This is a genomic window from Bremerella sp. P1, assembly GCF_028748185.1.
Classification (GTDB): domain Bacteria; phylum Planctomycetota; class Planctomycetia; order Pirellulales; family Pirellulaceae; genus Bremerella.
Genome location: NZ_CP118164.1, coordinates 3905905 through 3923918 on the forward strand (window position 1 = coordinate 3905905; position 18014 = coordinate 3923918).

The following is an 18014-nucleotide window of genomic DNA, read 5'->3' on the forward strand; positions in this document are numbered from 1 at the left end:
CAATTCGGTAAAAGATCAGTTCAAGTCAAACGTCCCTTTTGCCGACGTCTCGTCTGCTAGCAAAGAAAAAGACCACCTGATTCAGGTGGCCTCTCGAGTTTTCGATTTGGTTGAGTAGCACTACATCGAAATCAGTTTGACTGCTTCAGCAGCCGATTCATTGCCAGCTTCGGCAGCCTTTTTCAGCTCTGGGAGCGCTGACTTGGCTTTGTCACCGAACAGCGACAGAGCGTGAGCGGCTTCGCCGGGGATGTACTCTTGCGATGCATCGGTCAGATGCGTGATCAACACAGGAACCGCCTTGGCGGCGACATCGGCATCTTCCGGTGCGATGTGTGCTAGCGACCAGGCTGCGGCAAACTGTGTGAAGGGATCGTCGTTGGACAGCATCGGTGCGATCTCATCCGTGGTCGAGATGGCTGGGGCACCGATACGCCCCAATGCATACATGGCATCAAGTTGCAGGGTTCGCGAATCCGACTTGAGGAACGGACGAATCTGCTCGATTGCTCCAGCCGACTTTCCGCCGATGGCTCCGAGTGCCATCAAAACCTCGGCTTGGAATTGTTCGTCATCGCTGGACAACGCCTCGGTGAGCGGAGCCACTGCTTCAGGAGCTGCTTCGCCCCATTGGCGGATAATGGCCACCGAGACCCACTTCATCTTTTCGTTCTTCAGGCCTTTAACAACCTTTGGCAAGACCTGGGGACCCATCTTCACGATCGCATCGGTGATGTTCACCACAACACGTGGGTCAGCATCTTGCAGTGCGTCCGCGATAATCGGTTGGACGATTTCCGCAGGAGCTTCGAGATTGGCCAAGCAGCGAGCCGCGGCAGCACGCACGTTCGGATTCTCATTCTTCATGGCTTCGACCAGGAAGGTCGCTGCCGTGGTCATCTTTTGCTTGTCTTCCGGATTTAGCTTGGCGACGGCGTAGTAGCTCATCAGGCTCAAGAAAGCGTCGTCACCTTCAGCTGCCTTCTGTAGAGCTTCCGTCGCTTGCGAATCTTCCATCGCGGCCAGAGCAAATGCGGCCGAGTATTTTACCGCCGGGACGTCATCCGACTGCAGGGCCGTCACAACGCGGCTCAAAGCTGGCTTGGCGGCCGGGCCGATTTCGCCCAGGGCGATCAGAGCATGCATGCGGACTTCAGGGTCTTTGCTATCGAGCACTGCGGTAAGCTCTGGAACGGCAGGAGCCGCATCGGGACCCATTTCTGCCGCCACGAGACAAGCCCAGTAGGCTGCCTTTTCATACTGCAGAGCCTTACGGAGACGAGGAATTGCTTTGTCTCCCTTCTCAGCCATTTCGCTCAGAACGGGAAGCACCATCGCTGGATCGGCCTTCTCCAGAACACTTACCATGATTGGCAAGGTAACGTCTGGGTCGGCGTCCATTTCAATCATCGCTTCCAGAGCTTCGCGGCGGACGTTTGGATCTTCATCGGTAATCAGCTTGATCAGCTTTGGCAACGCTTTGTTGCTGCCATTGCCAATCTTGCCCAGAGCGTAAGCCGCGTAGGCTCGGACTTTGGGAATGGGGCTGTCCAAGAGCTTGGCCAACACAGGCGAGGCTGTATGAGCGTCTTTGCCGAACTGAGCGAGTGCTCGTGCGGCACGGCGTTGTAGTTCCGAGTCGTCACTACTTAGTGCCTCGGTTAATGCCGGAATGGCCACGTCGGCAGGGGCATCGGCCAAATCATCGGCTGCCTGATATGCCGCGTCACCTCCGGCTTTCAGGTCAGCGGTCAGCTTGCCGGCATCCGGTTCGGCAGCAGAGAGAGTGCCGCACAAGAACAGCGCGACACACACAAACAAATAACGGGCACTCATCGCCGTCTCCAGTTTCTTAATCATTGAGAAGAGTTTGCGTTGCAAGTCAAAGGTGTTGGGGTCGAACGTTCTGCGGACGACTTAGCTCGATGGGAATCGCACGTCGTAGGAAAGAGCTTCCATGAAGCGGTTCGCATCAACGTACTGCTGCGGTTCGTAGTCACGGATCCGCTTCTTCAGTTCTTCGTACATCGAGTCGACGGCTTTGACGACGTTCTGGTGCGAGTCGTAGTCGACGAACGAACCTTTCTGGTGTCGCTTTTCAAAACCCTTGTCGATGACCTCGCGATACGGAGTGTAAATCATCGAAGTGAGCAAGAGCGGCCAGTGCAATTCGCCTGTGACCGGATCGATCTGATCGTCGTTCAAGCGTTTGGGCGCCCGCTGAGCATTGATGCGGAAGATCTGTTCGCTGGTGACCTTGGGACCAGCTTTTTCAGCTCGATAGGCATCGTTACGACGACGCATGTCGAACCAGACTTCTTGGGCGCGGTTACGATTCTCAATGTAGGCCGCATTCGCCTCTTGCTGGTTGACGTTAGCTCGCGAAGTATCAAGATTGTACTGGCCTTGCGAACGGACCACGTCGGCCAGCCCTCGCTGAAAACCTTCGGCCGCGGTCGAGGCGTGGTAACCACCGCCCCATGGGCCCCAATATTGTGCGTAGCAGGAACTTGCGAGAAGCGGCAAAACTAATGCCGCCATAAGTAATCGAGAGACCATGACACTATCCATCGTTTGCAGGAAAGCTATAAGGGTGACCGACCTCGCAGCGATATTGCGAGGGAATGTTGTTTTGCTGTGGTAATCCTACCCCAGTAAAAATGATAGTTAAGTGAGAAATCAGATGCCACGAAAAATGGGGTAATCACCGAGCAAAACGATGCGGACATTCGTGAAAATCCTGATCTTGGTTGCCGTGGCGTTGGCGATCCCTATCATCCCTTTTCTGATTTGGGGCCAATGGCTGGAGCAAGCGGCCCATGCGTGGGAGGAAACCCAGCCCAGTCCATGGGTTATGGCGATTGTGCTGTTTGGATTGCTCTCGCTGGATGTGCTGCTTCCGGTCCCCTCCAGCCTGGTCAATACGTTGGCAGGGGCCAAATTGGGGGTTTTTGCCGGGGCTGCCGTATGTTTCGCGGGCCTCACTGTGGGGGCTGCGATTGGTTTTGGCCTCGCTAAATTGGCGGGTCCGCCCCTTCAGCGAAGATGGCTGGCCGATTCCGACGCCCAAAGTTTAAAAAAGTTTGCCGACAACTGGGGAGTGGTCACTTTGGTGATTACCAGGGCACTGCCCATCCTCGCGGAGGCCGCCGTCGTGCTGCTGGGAGTTCAAGGACTTTCCTGGCGAAAGTTCTGGCCGCCGGTTCTCCTCGCCAATGCAGGCATTGCTCTGGCGTACTCCGCATTCGGTAATCTGGCTGCCGAGCAGGAGTGGTTGGTTATTGCCCTGGCAATCTCGGCCGGGCTTCCTCTACTGCTTACCTTCCTGGCCCGCCGTTGGTTGCAAACGGCGGACAAGAAGGAAATCGCTCAGTAAAAAAGCGAAGCGGACTTCACCATGCCCCGGTGCGAGATGCCGCACGCGGTGAAATCCGCTTTCGCTTTCGTGTGATCGTTTAGCGCGAACCGTCGGGAAGCTTTCGAGGATAGGGAGAGCTTTCAACCGGTGGCAGGGGCTCGCCGGTTTCTTCCATCCAGCCCAGACGTTCTTCTTCCGAGGCATAAAACCGCAGCCACGTATCGATGTCGCCGTCGGCTTCGGCGCAATTGAAATAGATGCAGTGGCTGGACAAATCGACCATCTTCTCTTGCGATGGCAGGATGTCACGGACAATTAAGCGATACAGTTCGACGTCACTCAAGTGATCGGTGAAGTCGAGGTAGATCCGCCGCGAAGCCAGCTTGTGGATCATGTCCCATAGGACTTCGTGGAGTTCTTCGGCGGCGAGATGATCAGCCCGGGGAGGGGCTAAAGTTGGCGTGAACCACTGGGCAATGGGCAGGACCGGGGCACGTTCCCAGGCCAGGATGGCACTGAGAAACTCGTTTTCTACGCGGATAGGAACCCGACCGCTGTCCAAAATCTGCAGCGATTCGTCGAAGAACGGCTCTAACTCATCGCGCAGTTTCGCGTTCAAGAGCAGCTGTTCAACATCCTCGGGATGGGGTCGACGAAACCGAACCATTCCTGGCAATCTTTCCGAAAAAGAGGCGAAGCACGACGATGCGAAATCGAAACGTGCGCTTTCGATGACTGTTTAGATGACTCTATCAACAATCGATCTCGCATCAAGATTTTCGGGTGCGTCCCGAGAGGAGAAAAACTGCAGAAATGGGCCCGAGGAGAGTGCGATCGTTATAAACGGAATAGCTTGCCGAAGAATCCGGCAATAATCGGCGTAAACCAACCACGTTTCCCAAAAACTATGCTAGGAATTAGCGGAAAAACTCAAGCGATAGCATGCCCGTTCTCTTGAGGGGGCTCTGGAAAACCAATCAAGACGTGGTGTGTGGAATGCGCCAATCGTGAAGCCAGGCCCACCGCCTAGTCATCTTTCGAGAAACGCTTTTCGACATCGCTGATCTTATCGACACGCCGCTGATGGCGTCCTTTCTCGAACTCAGTCGTGATCCATAGTTCGACCATGCGATCGATAAGGCGTTCGCCCAGCAGATCGGCGGAAAGACACATGACGTTCACATTGTTGTGCCGACGGCTCATTTCGGCCGTCAAATCGTCGTGACACGTTGCGGCCCTAACGCCAGGAAATTTGTTAGCGGTGATGGCCATGCCGATGCCCGAACCACAAATAAGAATGCCGCGATCAACTTCACCGCTCACAATCTTCTCTGCCACGGCCGAAGCGATATCGGGATAGTCGATGCTATTACAGTCGTGGGCACCACAGTCGACCGACTCGTGCCCGAGCTTACTCAGGAGTTCGATGATCTTCGCTTTTACTTCATACCCACGATGATCACTACCAATCGCGATTTTCATGGCGGTCACATTTCGACAAAAGGCGGTATGCCACGTGCCACGGAAAACAGAGGATGCTTCCGCTGACGTGGCTGGAAAAGACTAGGAGGGAAGGAGATTGTCCAAGTCGAGGTCTTTGACCCGCTGCTTGATTTCAGATTCGATTTGTTCGAGACACTGGCGATAAACATCTTCCGAACCTCCAATCGGATCGGCAATGTCGCGGCCATCGCTACTTAGCGTTTGAATTCGGTCACGTGCTTCCGGCCAGCGTGCCAAAATGGCATCGCGATGTCCGGCGGTCATCGTCAATATCAGGTCGGCTTGCTCAACCAGTCGATCGCTGAGCGGCTGACTCGCGTGGCCATTTAAATCCAAGCTGCGAGCTCCCAGGATGTGGATTGCTTCCGGGGCCGCACGACCTCCCGGATAGGCTGCAATGCCAGCCGAGGCGACCAAGATCCCCTTTTGATCCAACTGATCGATCGTTGTCCCGATTTTATCTGCCAGGTGTTTTTGCATGACCACTTCGGCCATGGGGCTACGACACGTATTTCCGGTACATACAAACAGGACAAAGTAGCTGCTCAGGTGATTCAAGACACTCTCCGAAACGACACCTTGACGTAACATCTGGAAGTGATTGCCTTCCACTTTGACGACACTGGAAGGTTGCCCATACCGGCACTTGCCGTCGTCCAGTATTAATCCTACCCGATCTCCCAGGGCCTCTACGACCTCTTTTCCATGAATCGCATCGGGTTGCCCAGACAGATTCGCGCTCGTTAATGCTAGGGGGCCTGGCAAAAAGTGCATTGCCTGGGCGATCAAGTCGTGAGCCGGAACACGTAGTCCGACCAGTCCACTCGGCGAGACCGCCTGACGTACTTCTTCGGTAAACTGAGAAACGACCGAACCCTCGTCACACGGCATTACCAGCGTCACCGGACCAGGCCAGCAGCGACGCGCCAGACGACACATTAACGGCGAAGCGTTAGGAACGTAGTCCCAGAGCGTATCCGCGCCCGAAACGCATAAACTAAAAGGATTGGTTTCTGGGCGCCCTTTGGCATGGCGAAGGTCGTGGATCGCTTGTGGGTTTAGCGCTGAAGCTGCCAAGCCGTAAACGGTTTCGGTGGGAAAAGCGACAAGCTGTCCTTCGGCAAGCGCTTGAACGGCACGATGGACGACATCTCGGCGGTCATCAGCAGCTTTTACGTCAATGACTGTGGCGGGCAACGTTTAAATTTCCAGGTTGGTTCTTAGGAATAGCTGATAATGACGGCGACCAATGCCTGCTTTTCCGCGGATCGCCTGCGGTTTATCGGGTTTGATCGGCAGTTGAGTGGACTCAGATGCAGAAGTTATTATCTTGAAAGAAGTTACTATACGAAAAGGGGCGATCCCCCCACAAGCGTTTTCGCCATTTATCTTTCCCTTAAATACGCCCCAACGTGCTAATCTTTTCCTACCCATGCCTTCAGCGAACGTTTCCCACTTGGTGCGTGGTGCTGTTATCTCTTGGATTGACGACCATTTCCGGCTGTCTTCCACCATCGGGACCCAGCGTTGAGCCTGAGGTCGTATGGGGAAGACGTGGCGTTTCGGAAGGTTTGTTCGAAAAACCACGCGCTGTCGCGATCAGCCCGGACGACGAGCTGTTTATTGTCGACATGACGGCTCGCATCCAGGTCTTCGACCTCGATGGCAACTTCCGCCGGGCATGGCAAATCCCAGAATTCTATAAAGGTCGCCCCTCAGGACTATCCTTCGACAACAACGGCAACCTCCTGGTCGCCGATACCCACTACAACCGCATGTTGGTCTATACGCCTGATGGTAAGCGGCTGGACGAACAAACGATCGGCGGCGTCGAAGGCTCGCAGCCCGGTGAGTTCGGCTTTGTCACCGAGGCCGTGCAGGATTCCCAGGGAAACTACTACATCAGCGAGTACGGCCAGCACGACCGTGTACAGAAGTTCGATCCTAACGGTAACTTCCTCTTTCAATGGGGCGGCCATGGCAGCGAGCCAGGGCAGTTCATCCGCCCACAGAATATGGTCATCGACGAGAACGACCACATCTGGATCGCCGATGCGTGTAACCATCGGATCCAGGTCTTCGACGCCACAGGAGACCAGGCGAAGCTCATCAAGATCTGGGGAGAGCAGGGGAGTGAGCCAGGCAAACTTGGTTACCCCTATGACCTGGTCCTCGACGGAGAAGGGCATCTGTATGTCGTCGAGTACAGCAACCACCGCGTGCAGAAGTTCGACCTTGAAGGCAACAGCCTAGGTACGTGGGGAAGTTCCGGCCACGACCCAGGGCAACTTAACAGTCCCTGGGCATTGATACTCGATCGGTTCGGGCGGATTCATGTGATCGATTCCGAGAATCATCGGGTACAGCGGATTCGGTTGTAGTGGATACATATGGCCAGAAGTTGAGTACCAGTCAGAAAGAGCAATAACTATGGCACTCACCAAAACCCACATCATCGACGCTGTTGGTATCTGCAGGCAAACCGGTTGTGTCGTCCTCTCTTTGATGGATGAAGAAGATTGGAGCGAGGAAAGCGAGCACGTGAAATTGCTACGGGACAAACTCGCCAACTATCTGAGGTTTATCGAGAGTGGAGATATGCACAAAGCGTATCCCAAAGCCCAGGGACGAACGGCACGGATCGAGATTCGCGGTCGCTGTCGACCACCTGAGAGCGGGCAGCGGTTTCTGGATGAGACTGTTGAACTGGTGCGTGCCAAAGGCATTGAGATTCAGACCAGCTACGACAGCTAGTGTGAATTTGTTATGTAGCTTGGGCATTTTCGGTGTATTATATTGCGCATGCACCTCGCCCGAAATCTACCTGTAGTGAGAAGCGACTATGACTGGCTTACTTCTTCGATCCATTGCCGCCTGGGGGTTTCTGTTGGGTTTCATGACGCTAGGAGCGATTGCGGGAGAATCGTATCGCGTCATGACACCGCCAGATGAGATGAAAGCCCCTGAGTTCTACGGGAAGTATGTCGATGCGGGCGGATATCCCGTTTTGGCCTCCAGTACCGTCGACGATTACGCACTGAAGGAAGCCGCCTACCTGATCGAAATGATGTTGAGCGAGCGGCCCGATATCAAGCATGCGATGGTGGCCAGTGGTTCGCGCATGTTGATTATCGCCCACAACGAGTACACCACCGACCTGCCTGAGTTTGCTCACTTTAAGCCTAAGGATTATTGGGACGCTCGGGCTCGCGGAACGGGCGGTTCCCAGACCGATCCATATTGCACGTGCGGCGAAGAAAACCTGCTGGGCTTCGAAGGGGATCCTTACTCGACCGAGTGCATTTTGATTCACGAGTTCGCTCACAACATTCATCTGCGTGGCATGGTGAATATCGACTCCACCTTTGATGATCGCGTGAAGAAGGCCTACGACGAGGCCATGGATGCAGGACTCTGGAAAGGGAAGTACGCTTCGGTGAATCACCATGAATACTTCGCCGAAGGGGTTCAGTCATGGTTCAATAACAATCGGGCCCCGGATCACGATCACAATCACGTGGATACGCGTAAGGAACTGAAGGAATACGACCCCGGCCTGGCCAAGCTATGCGAGGAAGTCTTTGGAAAGACCGAGCTGAAATACACCAAGCCTGTGACGCGACTGAAGGATCATCTAGAGGACTATGATCCGACCAAGGCTCCCAAGTTTGTTTGGCCGGAACGCTTGGATAAGGCCCGCGCAGAGATTCGTCAGAAAGCACTATCACGCAGCAAGGAGAAGCAGTCGTAGAGACTTGAATCGCTTTTGCGGCACCAAACGGCGGGCATTTGTCTTCGTCATCGACGCATAGAACTTAGGTGAACCTTTGCAATACGGCGTTATCTCTTCTTTTTAGAAGAACTACACGCCCAGCAAAGGGGATTTTCGATGCATCGCGAGACATTCTATTACGACTACGTCTACGTCATTCATGATTTCTTGAATCTGGCAGAATGCGCACGCTACATCGAGATGGCCGAAGGGATTGGCTTCTGCGAGGCGCCCATTTCGACATCGGAAGGGACCGTTATTCGGAAGGATATCCGCAATAACTTGCGTCTGATGTCGGATGATCCGGAAACCGCCGAAATGCTGTGGCAGCGAATCCATCCGTGGGTGATCGATCCTTGGCGACATCGCCGCGCAATTGGTTTGAATGAGCGTCTTCGCTTTTATAAGTATGAACCGGGGCAGTCGTTTGCTCCTCACTTCGATGGTCGCTATCGGCGAAGCGAATTCGAGAAAAGTGACTTCACCTTTCTTGTGTACTTGAACGATGACTTCGAGGGGGGCGGTACCAGGTTCTTTCAGCCGCAAGCGTTCCGGATTGCTCCAAAAGCCGGTAGCGCCCTACTGTTTCATCATCCCCAACTCCACGAAGGGGAAGTCGTTTCAAGTGGTGTGAAATACGTACTTCGTAGCGACGTGATGTACCGCAGTAACAATCCAGAGCATGACGGCTAAACACGTTGGTTCGTTGGAAACAGAGCGGGATGAATTTGACCCCTCTCTTCTGGGTGGCGGGTTTGTGTTTGCTTATCGGATTTTTGCCCATGAAATTGTGGGCACGTGCGCACAAAACCGTTACCATTAAAGGACTTCTCGAATTGTCAGGTAGAATCCGAAGTGGATCTACCTGGTCTCGTCCCTGTTTTCGCACCCCTGGAGTCACCCAGCCGCATGTTTGGCGTCGATGTTGCGTTCAACAAGCCTTGGTTTTTGCTGCTGCTGGCCGGGCTGCCGCTCTTGTGGTTCTTCAGCTTTCGTAGCATTTCGGGGCTGGGCCGCGTGCGAAGATTCTTCGCGCTAGGTCTGCGTTCGCTGGTGTACCTGCTGCTGGTCTTTTGCCTGGCCGAGATGCAGCTACGACACTCAAGTGATCGGGTAACGGTTATCTATGTTCTGGATCAATCAGAGAGTATTCCTCGCGAGAAACGTGCCGCCATGGTGCAGTACGTTGTGAAGGATGTCGTCGAGCACCGCCAAGCCGCGCGCGGAGATCGAGCCGGCGTCGTTGTATTTGGTCGAGAAGCTGCGATCGAAGTTCCTCCCTACGATGACAACTTGCCGATCCAGCAAGGGCGTCTGGAAGCCATGATGCAGGTTCGTACCGATGCGACGAACCTAGAGGGTGCATTAAAACTCGCTCAGGCATCGTTCTCGGAGGATACGGCCAAGCGTGTGGTGATTGTCACCGACGGAAACGAAACATACGGCGACGCGACGAATATTGCCCGGCAACTTGCTGAAAGCGGAATTGGTATCGACGTGGTCCCTGTCGAACTGTCGAGTCGGGCCGAAGTGGCGGTCGAGAAGATTTCCCTTCCTAGCGACATCCGCAAAGGTCAGCCGGTACAGGTCAATGTGGTCCTGAATAACATGACCGAGGCATCCGCAGAGGACGACGGAAAGGTAAGTGGCAAAGTTGTCGTCGTCCGAAAGCACGGGAAGCGGGAAGATGTGCTCATCGAGCAGCCGATGGAACTCGAGCCTGGCAAAAAGGTGCTGACGTTCGAGCATACGATTGACCAGAGTGATTTCTACACGTACGAAGCTCGATTTGTTCCGGATGATCGCCTCGACGATTCGATGCCGCAGAACAACCTGGCCTCGGCTTTCGCGCACGTTCGTGGCGAAGGATCAGTGCTGCTGATCGAAGACTGGGAAAACCCTGGTGAGTTTGATTTCCTGATCTCGCGTCTCCGCGCGAACAACATCGAGGTGGAGGTCATGCCCAGCAATGGGTTATTCACTTCGCTTGCTGAATTGCAACGCTTTGATTGTGTCATTCTGGGTGATGTTCCCCGGGCCAGTGGAGCCGGGGCAGGGGACGTGTCGAGCTTTAGCGATCAGCAGATCGAGATGCTTGTCCGCAATACGCAGCAGATGGGCTGCGGACTGCTGATGATCGGTGGTCCAAGAGCTTTCGGCGCTGGTGGTTGGTCGAATACCGAAATCGAGAAGTCGATGCCTGTCGACTTCAACATCAAGGATGCCAAGGTCGTGCCGGTGGGTGCCTTGGTGATGATGATGCACGCTTCCGAACTTGCCCAGGGCAACTACTGGCAGAAGGTTGTGGCTCGCGAAGCGTTGAAGGCCCTGGGTCCGCAAGACTATTGCGGACTGATTCACTGGAGCGGCAACGATCAATGGATGTGGGGAGCACCAGACGGCCTGATCCCGGTCGGTCCCAACCGGAATCAGATGTTGGCCCGCCTCAACCGCATGACTCCCGGTGACATGCCGCAGTTCGACCCGGCCATGAAGATGTCGCTGGCAGGCTTCAATGCTATTCAGGCAAAGGGGGCGAATGTCGCGATCAAACATATGATCGTGATCAGCGATGGGGACCCTTCGCCGCCCAACCCGGCGACAGTGATGGGTTACGTCAATGCAAATATCAAGATCACTACAGTCGCTATCGGAACGCATGGTCCGGCTGGTAGTACTCCCTTGCGACAATTAGCTGCTCAAACCGGCGGAAAGTATTACGCCGTGACCGATCCGAAAGCGCTGCCACGGATCTATCAGCGCGAGGCCAGGCGAATCGCACAACCGCTGATCAAAGACCATCCTGGAATGGTTCCGATCACCTATCCGCACGAGGTTCTGGAAGGGATCGAGGGCTTTCCATCCTTCGACGGTTACGTGATGACGACCGTTAAGGACAATGCCTTGGTCGATGTCGGAATGGTCGCGCCCGTTCCGGCCGAGCACCCAGAGAATGCGACCGTTATGGCAACATGGACCTATGGGGTTGGACGGACAGGCGTGCTGACAACCGACGCAGGCAAACGCTGGGCGAACAAGTGGACCGCGTGGGAAGGCTACGACAAGTTCTTCACCCAGTTCGTTCGCTACGCGATGCGACCGACCGACAATCAAGGGAACTTCACAGTTGCCAGCGAGGTCAAGGATGGCAAGGTCCGCGTGGTAGTGACTGCCACCGATGAGAAGGATGAATATCTCAACTTCCTGAAACTTTCCGGCACAGCGGTCGATCCCGAAATGGAGTCGAAGGACTTCCAGTTGGAGCAGGTCGCATCGGGACGTTATGTGGGTGAGTTCCCTGCGGATAAGTCAGGAAGCTATTTCCTTTCGATCTTGCCGGGACCGGGCGAAGCACCGATTCGCACCGGAGCCAATGTCCCTTACTCGGCGGAATTCCGTCAGCAGCGTTTGAATTCGGCACTGGTCGATAGCCTTGCGGCGCTCAAGCCGGCAGGGGGTGAAGTTGGCCAGGTGATCGACGGCGACTTTGCGATTGGACGCGTCGAAGAATTGTTGGACGTCGATACGTTTCGGCACACACTTCCCAAAGCGATCAGCAGTCAGCACATTTGGCCCATTCTTTTGGTCCTCTGCGGGCTCGTCTTCTTCGAGGACGTCTTTGTTCGACGTGTCACCCTGGGTACCGAGTGGATCAAGCACAGCTACCAATGGGTACATGCTCGTGTGTTTGGTGCTCCTGAGAAAGAAGACGAAGAAGATCGGATGGAACGTCTACGCATGATCAAAGAGCGTGCGACGGCCGACTATGACGAGCGGAAATCGTCTGCAAGATTTGAAGTAGGCCTGGATCAACCTGGCGAAACATCGGCGGTCGACGAAGAACTGGCTGCAAAGACGCCGGCTTCCAGCGGTCCGCCCAAGAAATCAAAACAGATGGCAGATACGTCGCCGGATGACGACTCGTACACTTCGCGTCTGCTGAAAGCGAAGAAACAAGCACGCAAGCGTCCTGGCGGAAATCTGGATGACAACGATTCGTCGTAGATTGTCCGATTCGACCTGCGAGAAACAATTTCAGTTACGATGGAAATGGCTGCCCTGGCTGCCAACTTCAAGAGAACACAACCCGAACTACACCCCCGAGAACCAAGCCGCAGCAAGGAAACCGCATGAGTGTCGCTGAATCGATGCAGCAGCAAGCTGACGAATTTCGCAGTCGCTATCAGGCCGTCAAAGAGCAAATTCAGAAGGTGATCGTCGGGCATGAAGATATTGTCCATGGCGTACTGACATGTCTTTTTGTCGGTGGGCACTGCTTACTGGAAGGTGTTCCCGGGCTGGGGAAGACGCTGCTCATTCGAACGCTTTCGCAGGCGCTTGATCTGAACTTCAGTCGTATCCAATACACCCCAGACTTGATGCCGGCCGATATTCTGGGCACCAACATGGTGATGGAAACGCCAGACGGTCGACGCATATTCGAGTTCCAGAAAGGACCGATCTTCACGCAGATCTGTCTGGCAGACGAAATCAACCGAGCCACGCCCAAGACCCAGTCGGCCATGCTGGAAACGATGCAGGAAGGTTGCGTCACGGTGGGTGGTCATCGGTACGAACTAGATAAGCCCTTCTTCGTGCTGGCCACTCAAAACCCGATTGAACAGGAAGGGACCTATCCGCTTCCCGAGGCTCAGTTGGACCGTTTCATGTTCAAGCTGGTCGTGGGCTATTCGTCAGCTGACGATCTGGGCACCATCATCGATCGCACCACCAAAGGAACCAGGGTGGAAGCAGAGAAGGTGATGGAAGGGTCCGAAATAATGAAGTGGCAGCAGGTCATCCGCGAGGTAATTCTGGCCAAGCACGTCCAGGACTACATCGTACGATTGACCTTGGCGACGCATCCGGAAGGTCCTCTGGCTCTTCCGATTACCAATCAGTATCTGCGCTGGGGATCGAGTCCTCGTGGTGCCCAGACGCTGGCTTTAACCGCGAAGGTGCGTGCCCTGTTAGATGGCCGCTACAACGTGAGTTACGAAGACGTTCGGCGTGTTTACTTGCCGGCTATGCGTCATCGCGTGATCCTTAACTTCGAAGCCCAAGCTGAAGGGCTCGATACTGATCACGTCTTGCTCGAACTTTTAGAGAAGGTGCCCGAAAAGGCGGACGACGCGGTATTGGCATCCGTCGCCAAATAATGCACTCGGATTGAATTAGATCCCCTGTTAGGCACCAACGCTCGATGGCGAAGACGAATATTGAATCCGATCTCCTCTCTCCCGAACTGCTGGCCCAGTTGGAACGCATGGAACTGGTCAGTCGTAAGGTGTTTCGGGGGCGAATGAAGGGGGAACGTCGTAGCAAACGCAAAGGAACGAGTGTCGAATTCGCGGACTTCCGCCCTTACGTTGCTGGCGACGACTTACGCTTCATCGACTGGAATATGTATGCCCGGCTTGATCGGCTGTTTCTCAAGATGTTCCTGGAAGAGGAAGATCTGCACTTCTACACGCTGATCGATGCCAGCACTTCGATGGACTTCGGCACTCCAAGTAAACTGACGTACGCCAAACAATTGGCTGCCGCGCTCGGTTTTGTTGGTTTGTGTCGAACAGATCGGGTCCGAATTGAAACGCTCGGAACTCCTATGCGGAGACCAGGTCCGATACTGCGTGGTCGTCATAGTGTCTGGCGAATGCTTGACTATTTGAACGGCATCGAGCCTGGCGAGAATGTGCCGCTATTGGAAGGCGCAAAGAACTTCTGCTTGCGAAACAGCGGCAAGGGAATTCTGGTTCTGGTGACCGACCTCATGGATAAGAGCGGCTATGAGCCAGCGCTCCGATTCCTTTCCACCCAGCAAATGGATGTGTATGTAATCCAGACGCTTGCTCCTGTGGAATTGAATCCCGCCGAGCAGATCAAAGGGGATCTGAAACTGGTCGATTGCGAAGATGGCGACATCGCTGAGATTACGGTGAGTCGTCCCCTTTTGGATCGCTACAAGCGAACGCTCGATGCGTTTGTCGACGGCGCGCGGACCTTCTGTGCTAAGCGTGGGATGGCATACATGTTGGCCAACACTGACGTCTCGGTGAGCCACCTCGTTTCCAATTACATGCGGCAACGGGGGCTTTTGCGATGACCAGTTTCTTTATCAACACATTAGGTCCACTGGGCTGGACTCTTCTGGCCTTGGTCCCCCCGGCGATTATCGCGTTGTACTTCCTGAAGCTCAGGCGGCAACCGCTTGAGGTTCCCAGCACGTTCCTGTGGAGTCGTACGATCGAAGATCTCCACGTGAATAGCCTGTGGCAGAAGATGCGTCAAAGCTTGTTGCTGTTCTTGCAACTGCTATTCGTGTTACTGCTGATCCTGGCCGTACTGCGCCCCGGGATGGAAGGTGAGCAGAAGCTATTGGGGGACCGTTTTGTCTTTTTGATCGACAATTCGGCGAGCATGGGGACGAAGGATGAGAAGTCGGGGCGTACACGCTTGCAGGAGGCAAAACAACGCGTCCAGGAAATGATCGATCAGATGGATAGCGGCGATGTGGGGATGGTCGTGACCTTCTCTGACCGAGCCAGCGTTGTCCAGCAGTTCACTGATAATCAACGGGTACTGGCAGCTAAGGTTTCCGCGATCCAGCCGAGTGAACACACGACGAACATCATGGAAGCCCTGCGGGTCGCATCAGGTCTGGCGAATCCCGGTCAGTCGGCATTTGAAGAAGGGGACGTTCAGGTCGCCGATGCGAAACCAGCGACAGCGTACATCCTGAGTGATGGACGATTTCAAACGATCACGGACTTTTCGTTTGGTAACTTGCAGCCTATCTATATTCCCCTTGGAGATGAGGTTTCCTCCAACGTCGGCATCCTCGCGTTCAGCACCCAGCGCAATCCCGAGAAGGACGATGAACTTCAGGTATTCTGTCGCATTGCTCGGTTCGGTCCTGAACCGACCGAAGTAACGGCGAATCTCTACTTCAACAATGAACTGTTGGATGTCGCTCGAATTCGCTTGGATAATGAAGACGGTACAGGCGGCGCTCAATTCGACCTGGGAAGCCTCGACGTTGGAAAGCTACGTTTAGAGGTCGAGCACGACGATGTGTTCCCCGCAGACAATATCGCCTATGCCGCGATCAATCCGCCTGAGCGAGCCCAGGTTCTGGTAGTGACCGAGGGAAACAACTATCTGCGGTTCGCGTTAGCCACCGATCAGATTCGGCGTATTGCTGATGTAACGCTGGTGACGCCTGATTACCTGGCCGGAGAAGACTATCCCAAAGAAGCTGCCAGCGGTCGCTACGACGTCATCATCTACGACGACTGTGTGCCGGAGACCATGCCGGAATCCAATACCGTTTTCTTCGGCCAGAAGCCGCCTGTTGAAGGTTGGGTCTTCCAGGAAGCCCAGGTCTTGCCGCAAATCATTGACGTGGCGCAGAGTCATCCGGTGATGAATTTCGTGAACTTAGGGAACGTCTCGATCTACAAGGCTTCTCCGCTTGAGGCCCCGCCAGGCAGTACGGTCCTGATTGAATCGGACCAAGGTGCGGTGATGACCATTGCTCCGCGGAAGAGCTTTGAGGACGTAGTACTTGGGTTTGCCTTCCTGACATCCGAGGATGACAAGACGTTCTTCAATACCGAATGGACCAAGCGGCTTAGCTTTCCGGTGTTTGTAAAGAACCTGGTCGAGTATCTCGGTGGCGTGCGGCAAGGGCAGGGGGAATTCAGCATTCGACCTGGCGAAAACTATGCGTTCCGCTCAAGTGGGTTTGCCAAGGAGGTGCATATCAAGCCACCGTCCGGGCGTACGAGAACGATCGCACCGACCGCCGACAACTTGTTTAGCTTTGGCGAGACCGACCAACTAGGAACGTACGAAGTTCGCGAGGGTAGTGCGAAAGATGTTTCTCGGTACTTCTCAGTGAATATCTTCGATGCGCAAGAGAGTGAGATTCAACCCAAGCCAGAGATCGAAACGCAATGGGAAACCATCGAAGGGGAATCTGCTTGGTTGCCCATGCGGCGCGAGTACTGGAAGTGGCTGGTGGTGATCGCGCTGCTGATCTTGCTGCTGGAGTGGTATATCTACAATCGCCGCGTCTACGTCTGATCGGCTCGCCGAAGAACTAACTGCGTGATCTCCGGCGGACAGTTCCAACGTAAAGGGCTGGTACCGCTGATGCCGCGACTGACATGCAGCAGCGTCGGATCAAAGTAGAACACTCCGCCAGAGTATCGTGTGCCATACCAACTTGGACTGACAATCGCGCCGATACCTGGCATGCGAATCTGGCCACCATGATTATGCCCGGCCAGCATCAGGTCGAAGTCGAACGATCTTGCCCAGCTGATTTGGTCTGGTGTATGAGACAAAAGGATTCGCAATGGACGCTGGTCAAACTGTGACTCGTCCAGCGATTTCATATCTGCGGCAGGTATGTGCCAGGGAAGCTCATTGCCTGCGAGAACAACCGGGTAGCCTCGGATCATTAGCGTCATGTGACGTCCACCCAGGTCGATGAAACCTTCATCGACGAGCGTCTTCCGGCAACCGTCCGGATCACCGGTTCGTACCTCGTGATTGCCAAGGATGAAGTAGACTCCGCATTCAGCAGACAGCGCCGCGAGCGTTCGGCTCCAAGGAAAGCACTTGGTGCGATCAAAGATATCCCCAGCGATAACAATCATCTCGCTTTGAAGATCATTGGCCTGAGCGACCACCTTGCGATAGAACTCTTCCGACATGTGACCTTTCAGGTGCAAGTCAGAAAGGTGCGTGATGGTGAAACCGTCCAATTCTTGGGGAAGCCTGGGGAGGAAGATCTCTTTTCGATCGACTTCTAAGCGAAGAATCTCGTTGCCGGGAAGCAGGCTGGCGAATTGCGTGCTTGTCGAGGTCAGTAACTGTGGAGCAAGATCCGAAAAATCAAACGATGCCAGAAGTCGTTCGTTGAAGTAGTTCGACGCAATATGGGTATCACGCTGATAAATCAACCAAAATAGGGCTGCCACGACGAAGGCGACGATACTGATGACGCCATAAACCAGCCAGACGTAGTAGATCGTTGAGTACTGAACGGGTTCGTTGGCAGTGACCTGGGGATTGAGCGGCTGTTGCATCCACCAGAAAAGGAAAAGAGCCGGAATCAGCACCGACATGAGATAGCAGGTATATTCCCCGAGATCGATCAGCCACTGCTTGTACGGCAAACTATGGATCATGCAGTGCAGTCGAGTCCAAATCGCCAGGTGCCCGATGCCTGCAATCAACATCAATACCGCCATCAACGCATACATATTTCGCCGCAATCTACGAGGAGTTAGCCCAAAGTCGCCTACAGAATAGGTGGGGATCAAGTGAAACGCTAGAGCGCATGGAAACTGGCTACGTGAAGTCTACGTT

15 protein-coding genes are annotated in these 18014 nt (G+C 54.5%); 9 read left to right on the forward strand and 6 right to left on the reverse strand.

The window, feature by feature from the left end:
- Nucleotides 1–120 precede the first annotated feature (120 nt).
- Both PSR63_RS16400 and PSR63_RS16405 read right to left on the reverse strand, forming a co-directional pair.
- A complete protein-coding gene (locus PSR63_RS16400) occupies nucleotides 121–1836 on the reverse strand; it encodes a HEAT repeat domain-containing protein (protein ID WP_274326756.1) in 1716 nt (571 codons plus the stop codon).
- 81 nt (nucleotides 1837–1917) lie between these two features.
- The gene (locus PSR63_RS16405) at nucleotides 1918–2559 is read right to left on the reverse strand and encodes a hypothetical protein (protein WP_274326757.1); all 642 of its coding nucleotides are present in this window, start codon (nucleotides 2557–2559) and stop codon (nucleotides 1918–1920) included.
- Nucleotides 2560–2731: 172 nt separating this feature from the next.
- Between PSR63_RS16405 and PSR63_RS16410 the strand changes: the two genes are divergently transcribed.
- Nucleotides 2732–3376: a TVP38/TMEM64 family protein gene (locus tag PSR63_RS16410; RefSeq protein WP_274326758.1), complete on the forward strand. Its 645-nt coding sequence runs from the start codon at nucleotides 2732–2734 to the stop codon at nucleotides 3374–3376.
- A 79-nt stretch (nucleotides 3377–3455) separates the two neighbouring features.
- Here PSR63_RS16410 and PSR63_RS16415 read toward each other — a convergent pair whose 3' ends face one another.
- From PSR63_RS16415 to PSR63_RS16425, 3 genes are all read right to left on the reverse strand, one after another.
- On the reverse strand, nucleotides 3456–4025 hold the full coding sequence (locus PSR63_RS16415) for a hypothetical protein (protein WP_274326759.1): 570 nt from the start codon (nucleotides 4023–4025) through the stop codon (nucleotides 3456–3458).
- Nucleotides 4026–4384: 359 nt separating this feature from the next.
- On the reverse strand, nucleotides 4385–4840 hold the full coding sequence (gene rpiB / locus PSR63_RS16420; protein WP_274326760.1) for a ribose 5-phosphate isomerase B: 456 nt from the start codon (nucleotides 4838–4840) through the stop codon (nucleotides 4385–4387).
- A gap of 81 nt (nucleotides 4841–4921) precedes the next feature.
- A complete protein-coding gene (locus PSR63_RS16425; RefSeq protein WP_274326761.1) occupies nucleotides 4922–6058 on the reverse strand; it encodes an L-threonylcarbamoyladenylate synthase in 1137 nt (378 codons plus the stop codon).
- 269 nt (nucleotides 6059–6327) lie between these two features.
- Here PSR63_RS16425 and PSR63_RS16430 point away from each other — a divergent pair, with 269 nt between their 5' ends.
- From PSR63_RS16430 to PSR63_RS16465, 8 genes are all read left to right on the forward strand, one after another.
- Nucleotides 6328–7242 (forward strand): NHL repeat-containing protein, encoded by a 915-nt coding sequence (locus tag PSR63_RS16430; protein WP_274326762.1) that lies wholly within the window; start codon nucleotides 6328–6330, stop codon nucleotides 7240–7242.
- A 49-nt stretch (nucleotides 7243–7291) separates the two neighbouring features.
- Nucleotides 7292–7615 (forward strand): DUF6572 domain-containing protein, encoded by a 324-nt coding sequence (locus tag PSR63_RS16435; RefSeq protein ID WP_274326763.1) that lies wholly within the window; start codon nucleotides 7292–7294, stop codon nucleotides 7613–7615.
- 88 nt (nucleotides 7616–7703) lie between these two features.
- Entirely contained in the window at nucleotides 7704–8612 is a 909-nt protein-coding gene (locus PSR63_RS16440; protein ID WP_274326764.1) for a hypothetical protein, read from the forward strand.
- Between the two features lie 138 nt (nucleotides 8613–8750).
- Nucleotides 8751–9326, forward strand: coding sequence for a prolyl hydroxylase family protein (locus tag PSR63_RS16445; RefSeq protein ID WP_274326765.1), 576 nt, complete (start codon nucleotides 8751–8753; stop codon nucleotides 9324–9326).
- A 162-nt stretch (nucleotides 9327–9488) separates the two neighbouring features.
- Nucleotides 9489–12638: a VWA domain-containing protein gene (locus PSR63_RS16450; protein WP_274326766.1), complete on the forward strand. Its 3150-nt coding sequence runs from the start codon at nucleotides 9489–9491 to the stop codon at nucleotides 12636–12638.
- 125 nt (nucleotides 12639–12763) lie between these two features.
- Nucleotides 12764–13792: an AAA family ATPase gene (locus PSR63_RS16455; RefSeq protein WP_274326767.1), complete on the forward strand. Its 1029-nt coding sequence runs from the start codon at nucleotides 12764–12766 to the stop codon at nucleotides 13790–13792.
- Between the two features lie 44 nt (nucleotides 13793–13836).
- The gene (locus PSR63_RS16460) at nucleotides 13837–14739 is read left to right on the forward strand and encodes a DUF58 domain-containing protein (RefSeq protein WP_274326768.1); all 903 of its coding nucleotides are present in this window, start codon (nucleotides 13837–13839) and stop codon (nucleotides 14737–14739) included.
- Nucleotides 14736–16721, forward strand: coding sequence for a vWA domain-containing protein (locus tag PSR63_RS16465; RefSeq protein ID WP_274326769.1), 1986 nt, complete (start codon nucleotides 14736–14738; stop codon nucleotides 16719–16721). The genes PSR63_RS16460 and PSR63_RS16465 overlap by 4 nt, the downstream gene beginning before the upstream one ends.
- On the opposite strand, the gene PSR63_RS16470 is transcribed toward PSR63_RS16465, so the two are convergent.
- Nucleotides 16712–17896 carry a metallophosphoesterase gene (locus PSR63_RS16470; protein ID WP_274326770.1) on the reverse strand — a complete coding sequence of 395 codons (1185 nt, stop codon included), beginning with the start codon at nucleotides 17894–17896 and terminating at the stop codon, nucleotides 16712–16714. The genes PSR63_RS16465 and PSR63_RS16470 overlap by 10 nt on opposite strands.
- Nucleotides 17897–18014: the final 118 nt, after the last annotated feature.

Coding starts and splice junctions, on each gene's coding strand:
- PSR63_RS16400 (WP_274326756.1), bottom strand. CDS start 1,836: ATGAGTGCCCGTTATTTGTTTGTGTGTGTCGCGCTGTTCTTGTGCGGC.
- PSR63_RS16405 (WP_274326757.1), bottom strand. CDS start 2,559: ATGGTCTCTCGATTACTTATGGCGGCATTAGTTTTGCCGCTTCTCGCA.
- PSR63_RS16415 (WP_274326759.1), bottom strand. CDS start 4,025: ATGGTTCGGTTTCGTCGACCCCATCCCGAGGATGTTGAACAGCTGCTC.
- rpiB (WP_274326760.1), bottom strand. CDS start 4,840: ATGAAAATCGCGATTGGTAGTGATCATCGTGGGTATGAAGTAAAAGCG.
- PSR63_RS16435 (WP_274326763.1), top strand. CDS start 7,292: ATGGCACTCACCAAAACCCACATCATCGACGCTGTTGGTATCTGCAGG.
- PSR63_RS16440 (WP_274326764.1), top strand. CDS start 7,704: ATGACTGGCTTACTTCTTCGATCCATTGCCGCCTGGGGGTTTCTGTTG.
- PSR63_RS16445 (WP_274326765.1), top strand. CDS start 8,751: ATGCATCGCGAGACATTCTATTACGACTACGTCTACGTCATTCATGAT.
- PSR63_RS16455 (WP_274326767.1), top strand. CDS start 12,764: ATGAGTGTCGCTGAATCGATGCAGCAGCAAGCTGACGAATTTCGCAGT.
- PSR63_RS16460 (WP_274326768.1), top strand. CDS start 13,837: ATGGCGAAGACGAATATTGAATCCGATCTCCTCTCTCCCGAACTGCTG.
- PSR63_RS16465 (WP_274326769.1), top strand. CDS start 14,736: ATGACCAGTTTCTTTATCAACACATTAGGTCCACTGGGCTGGACTCTT.
- PSR63_RS16470 (WP_274326770.1), bottom strand. CDS start 17,896: ATGGCGGTATTGATGTTGATTGCAGGCATCGGGCACCTGGCGATTTGG.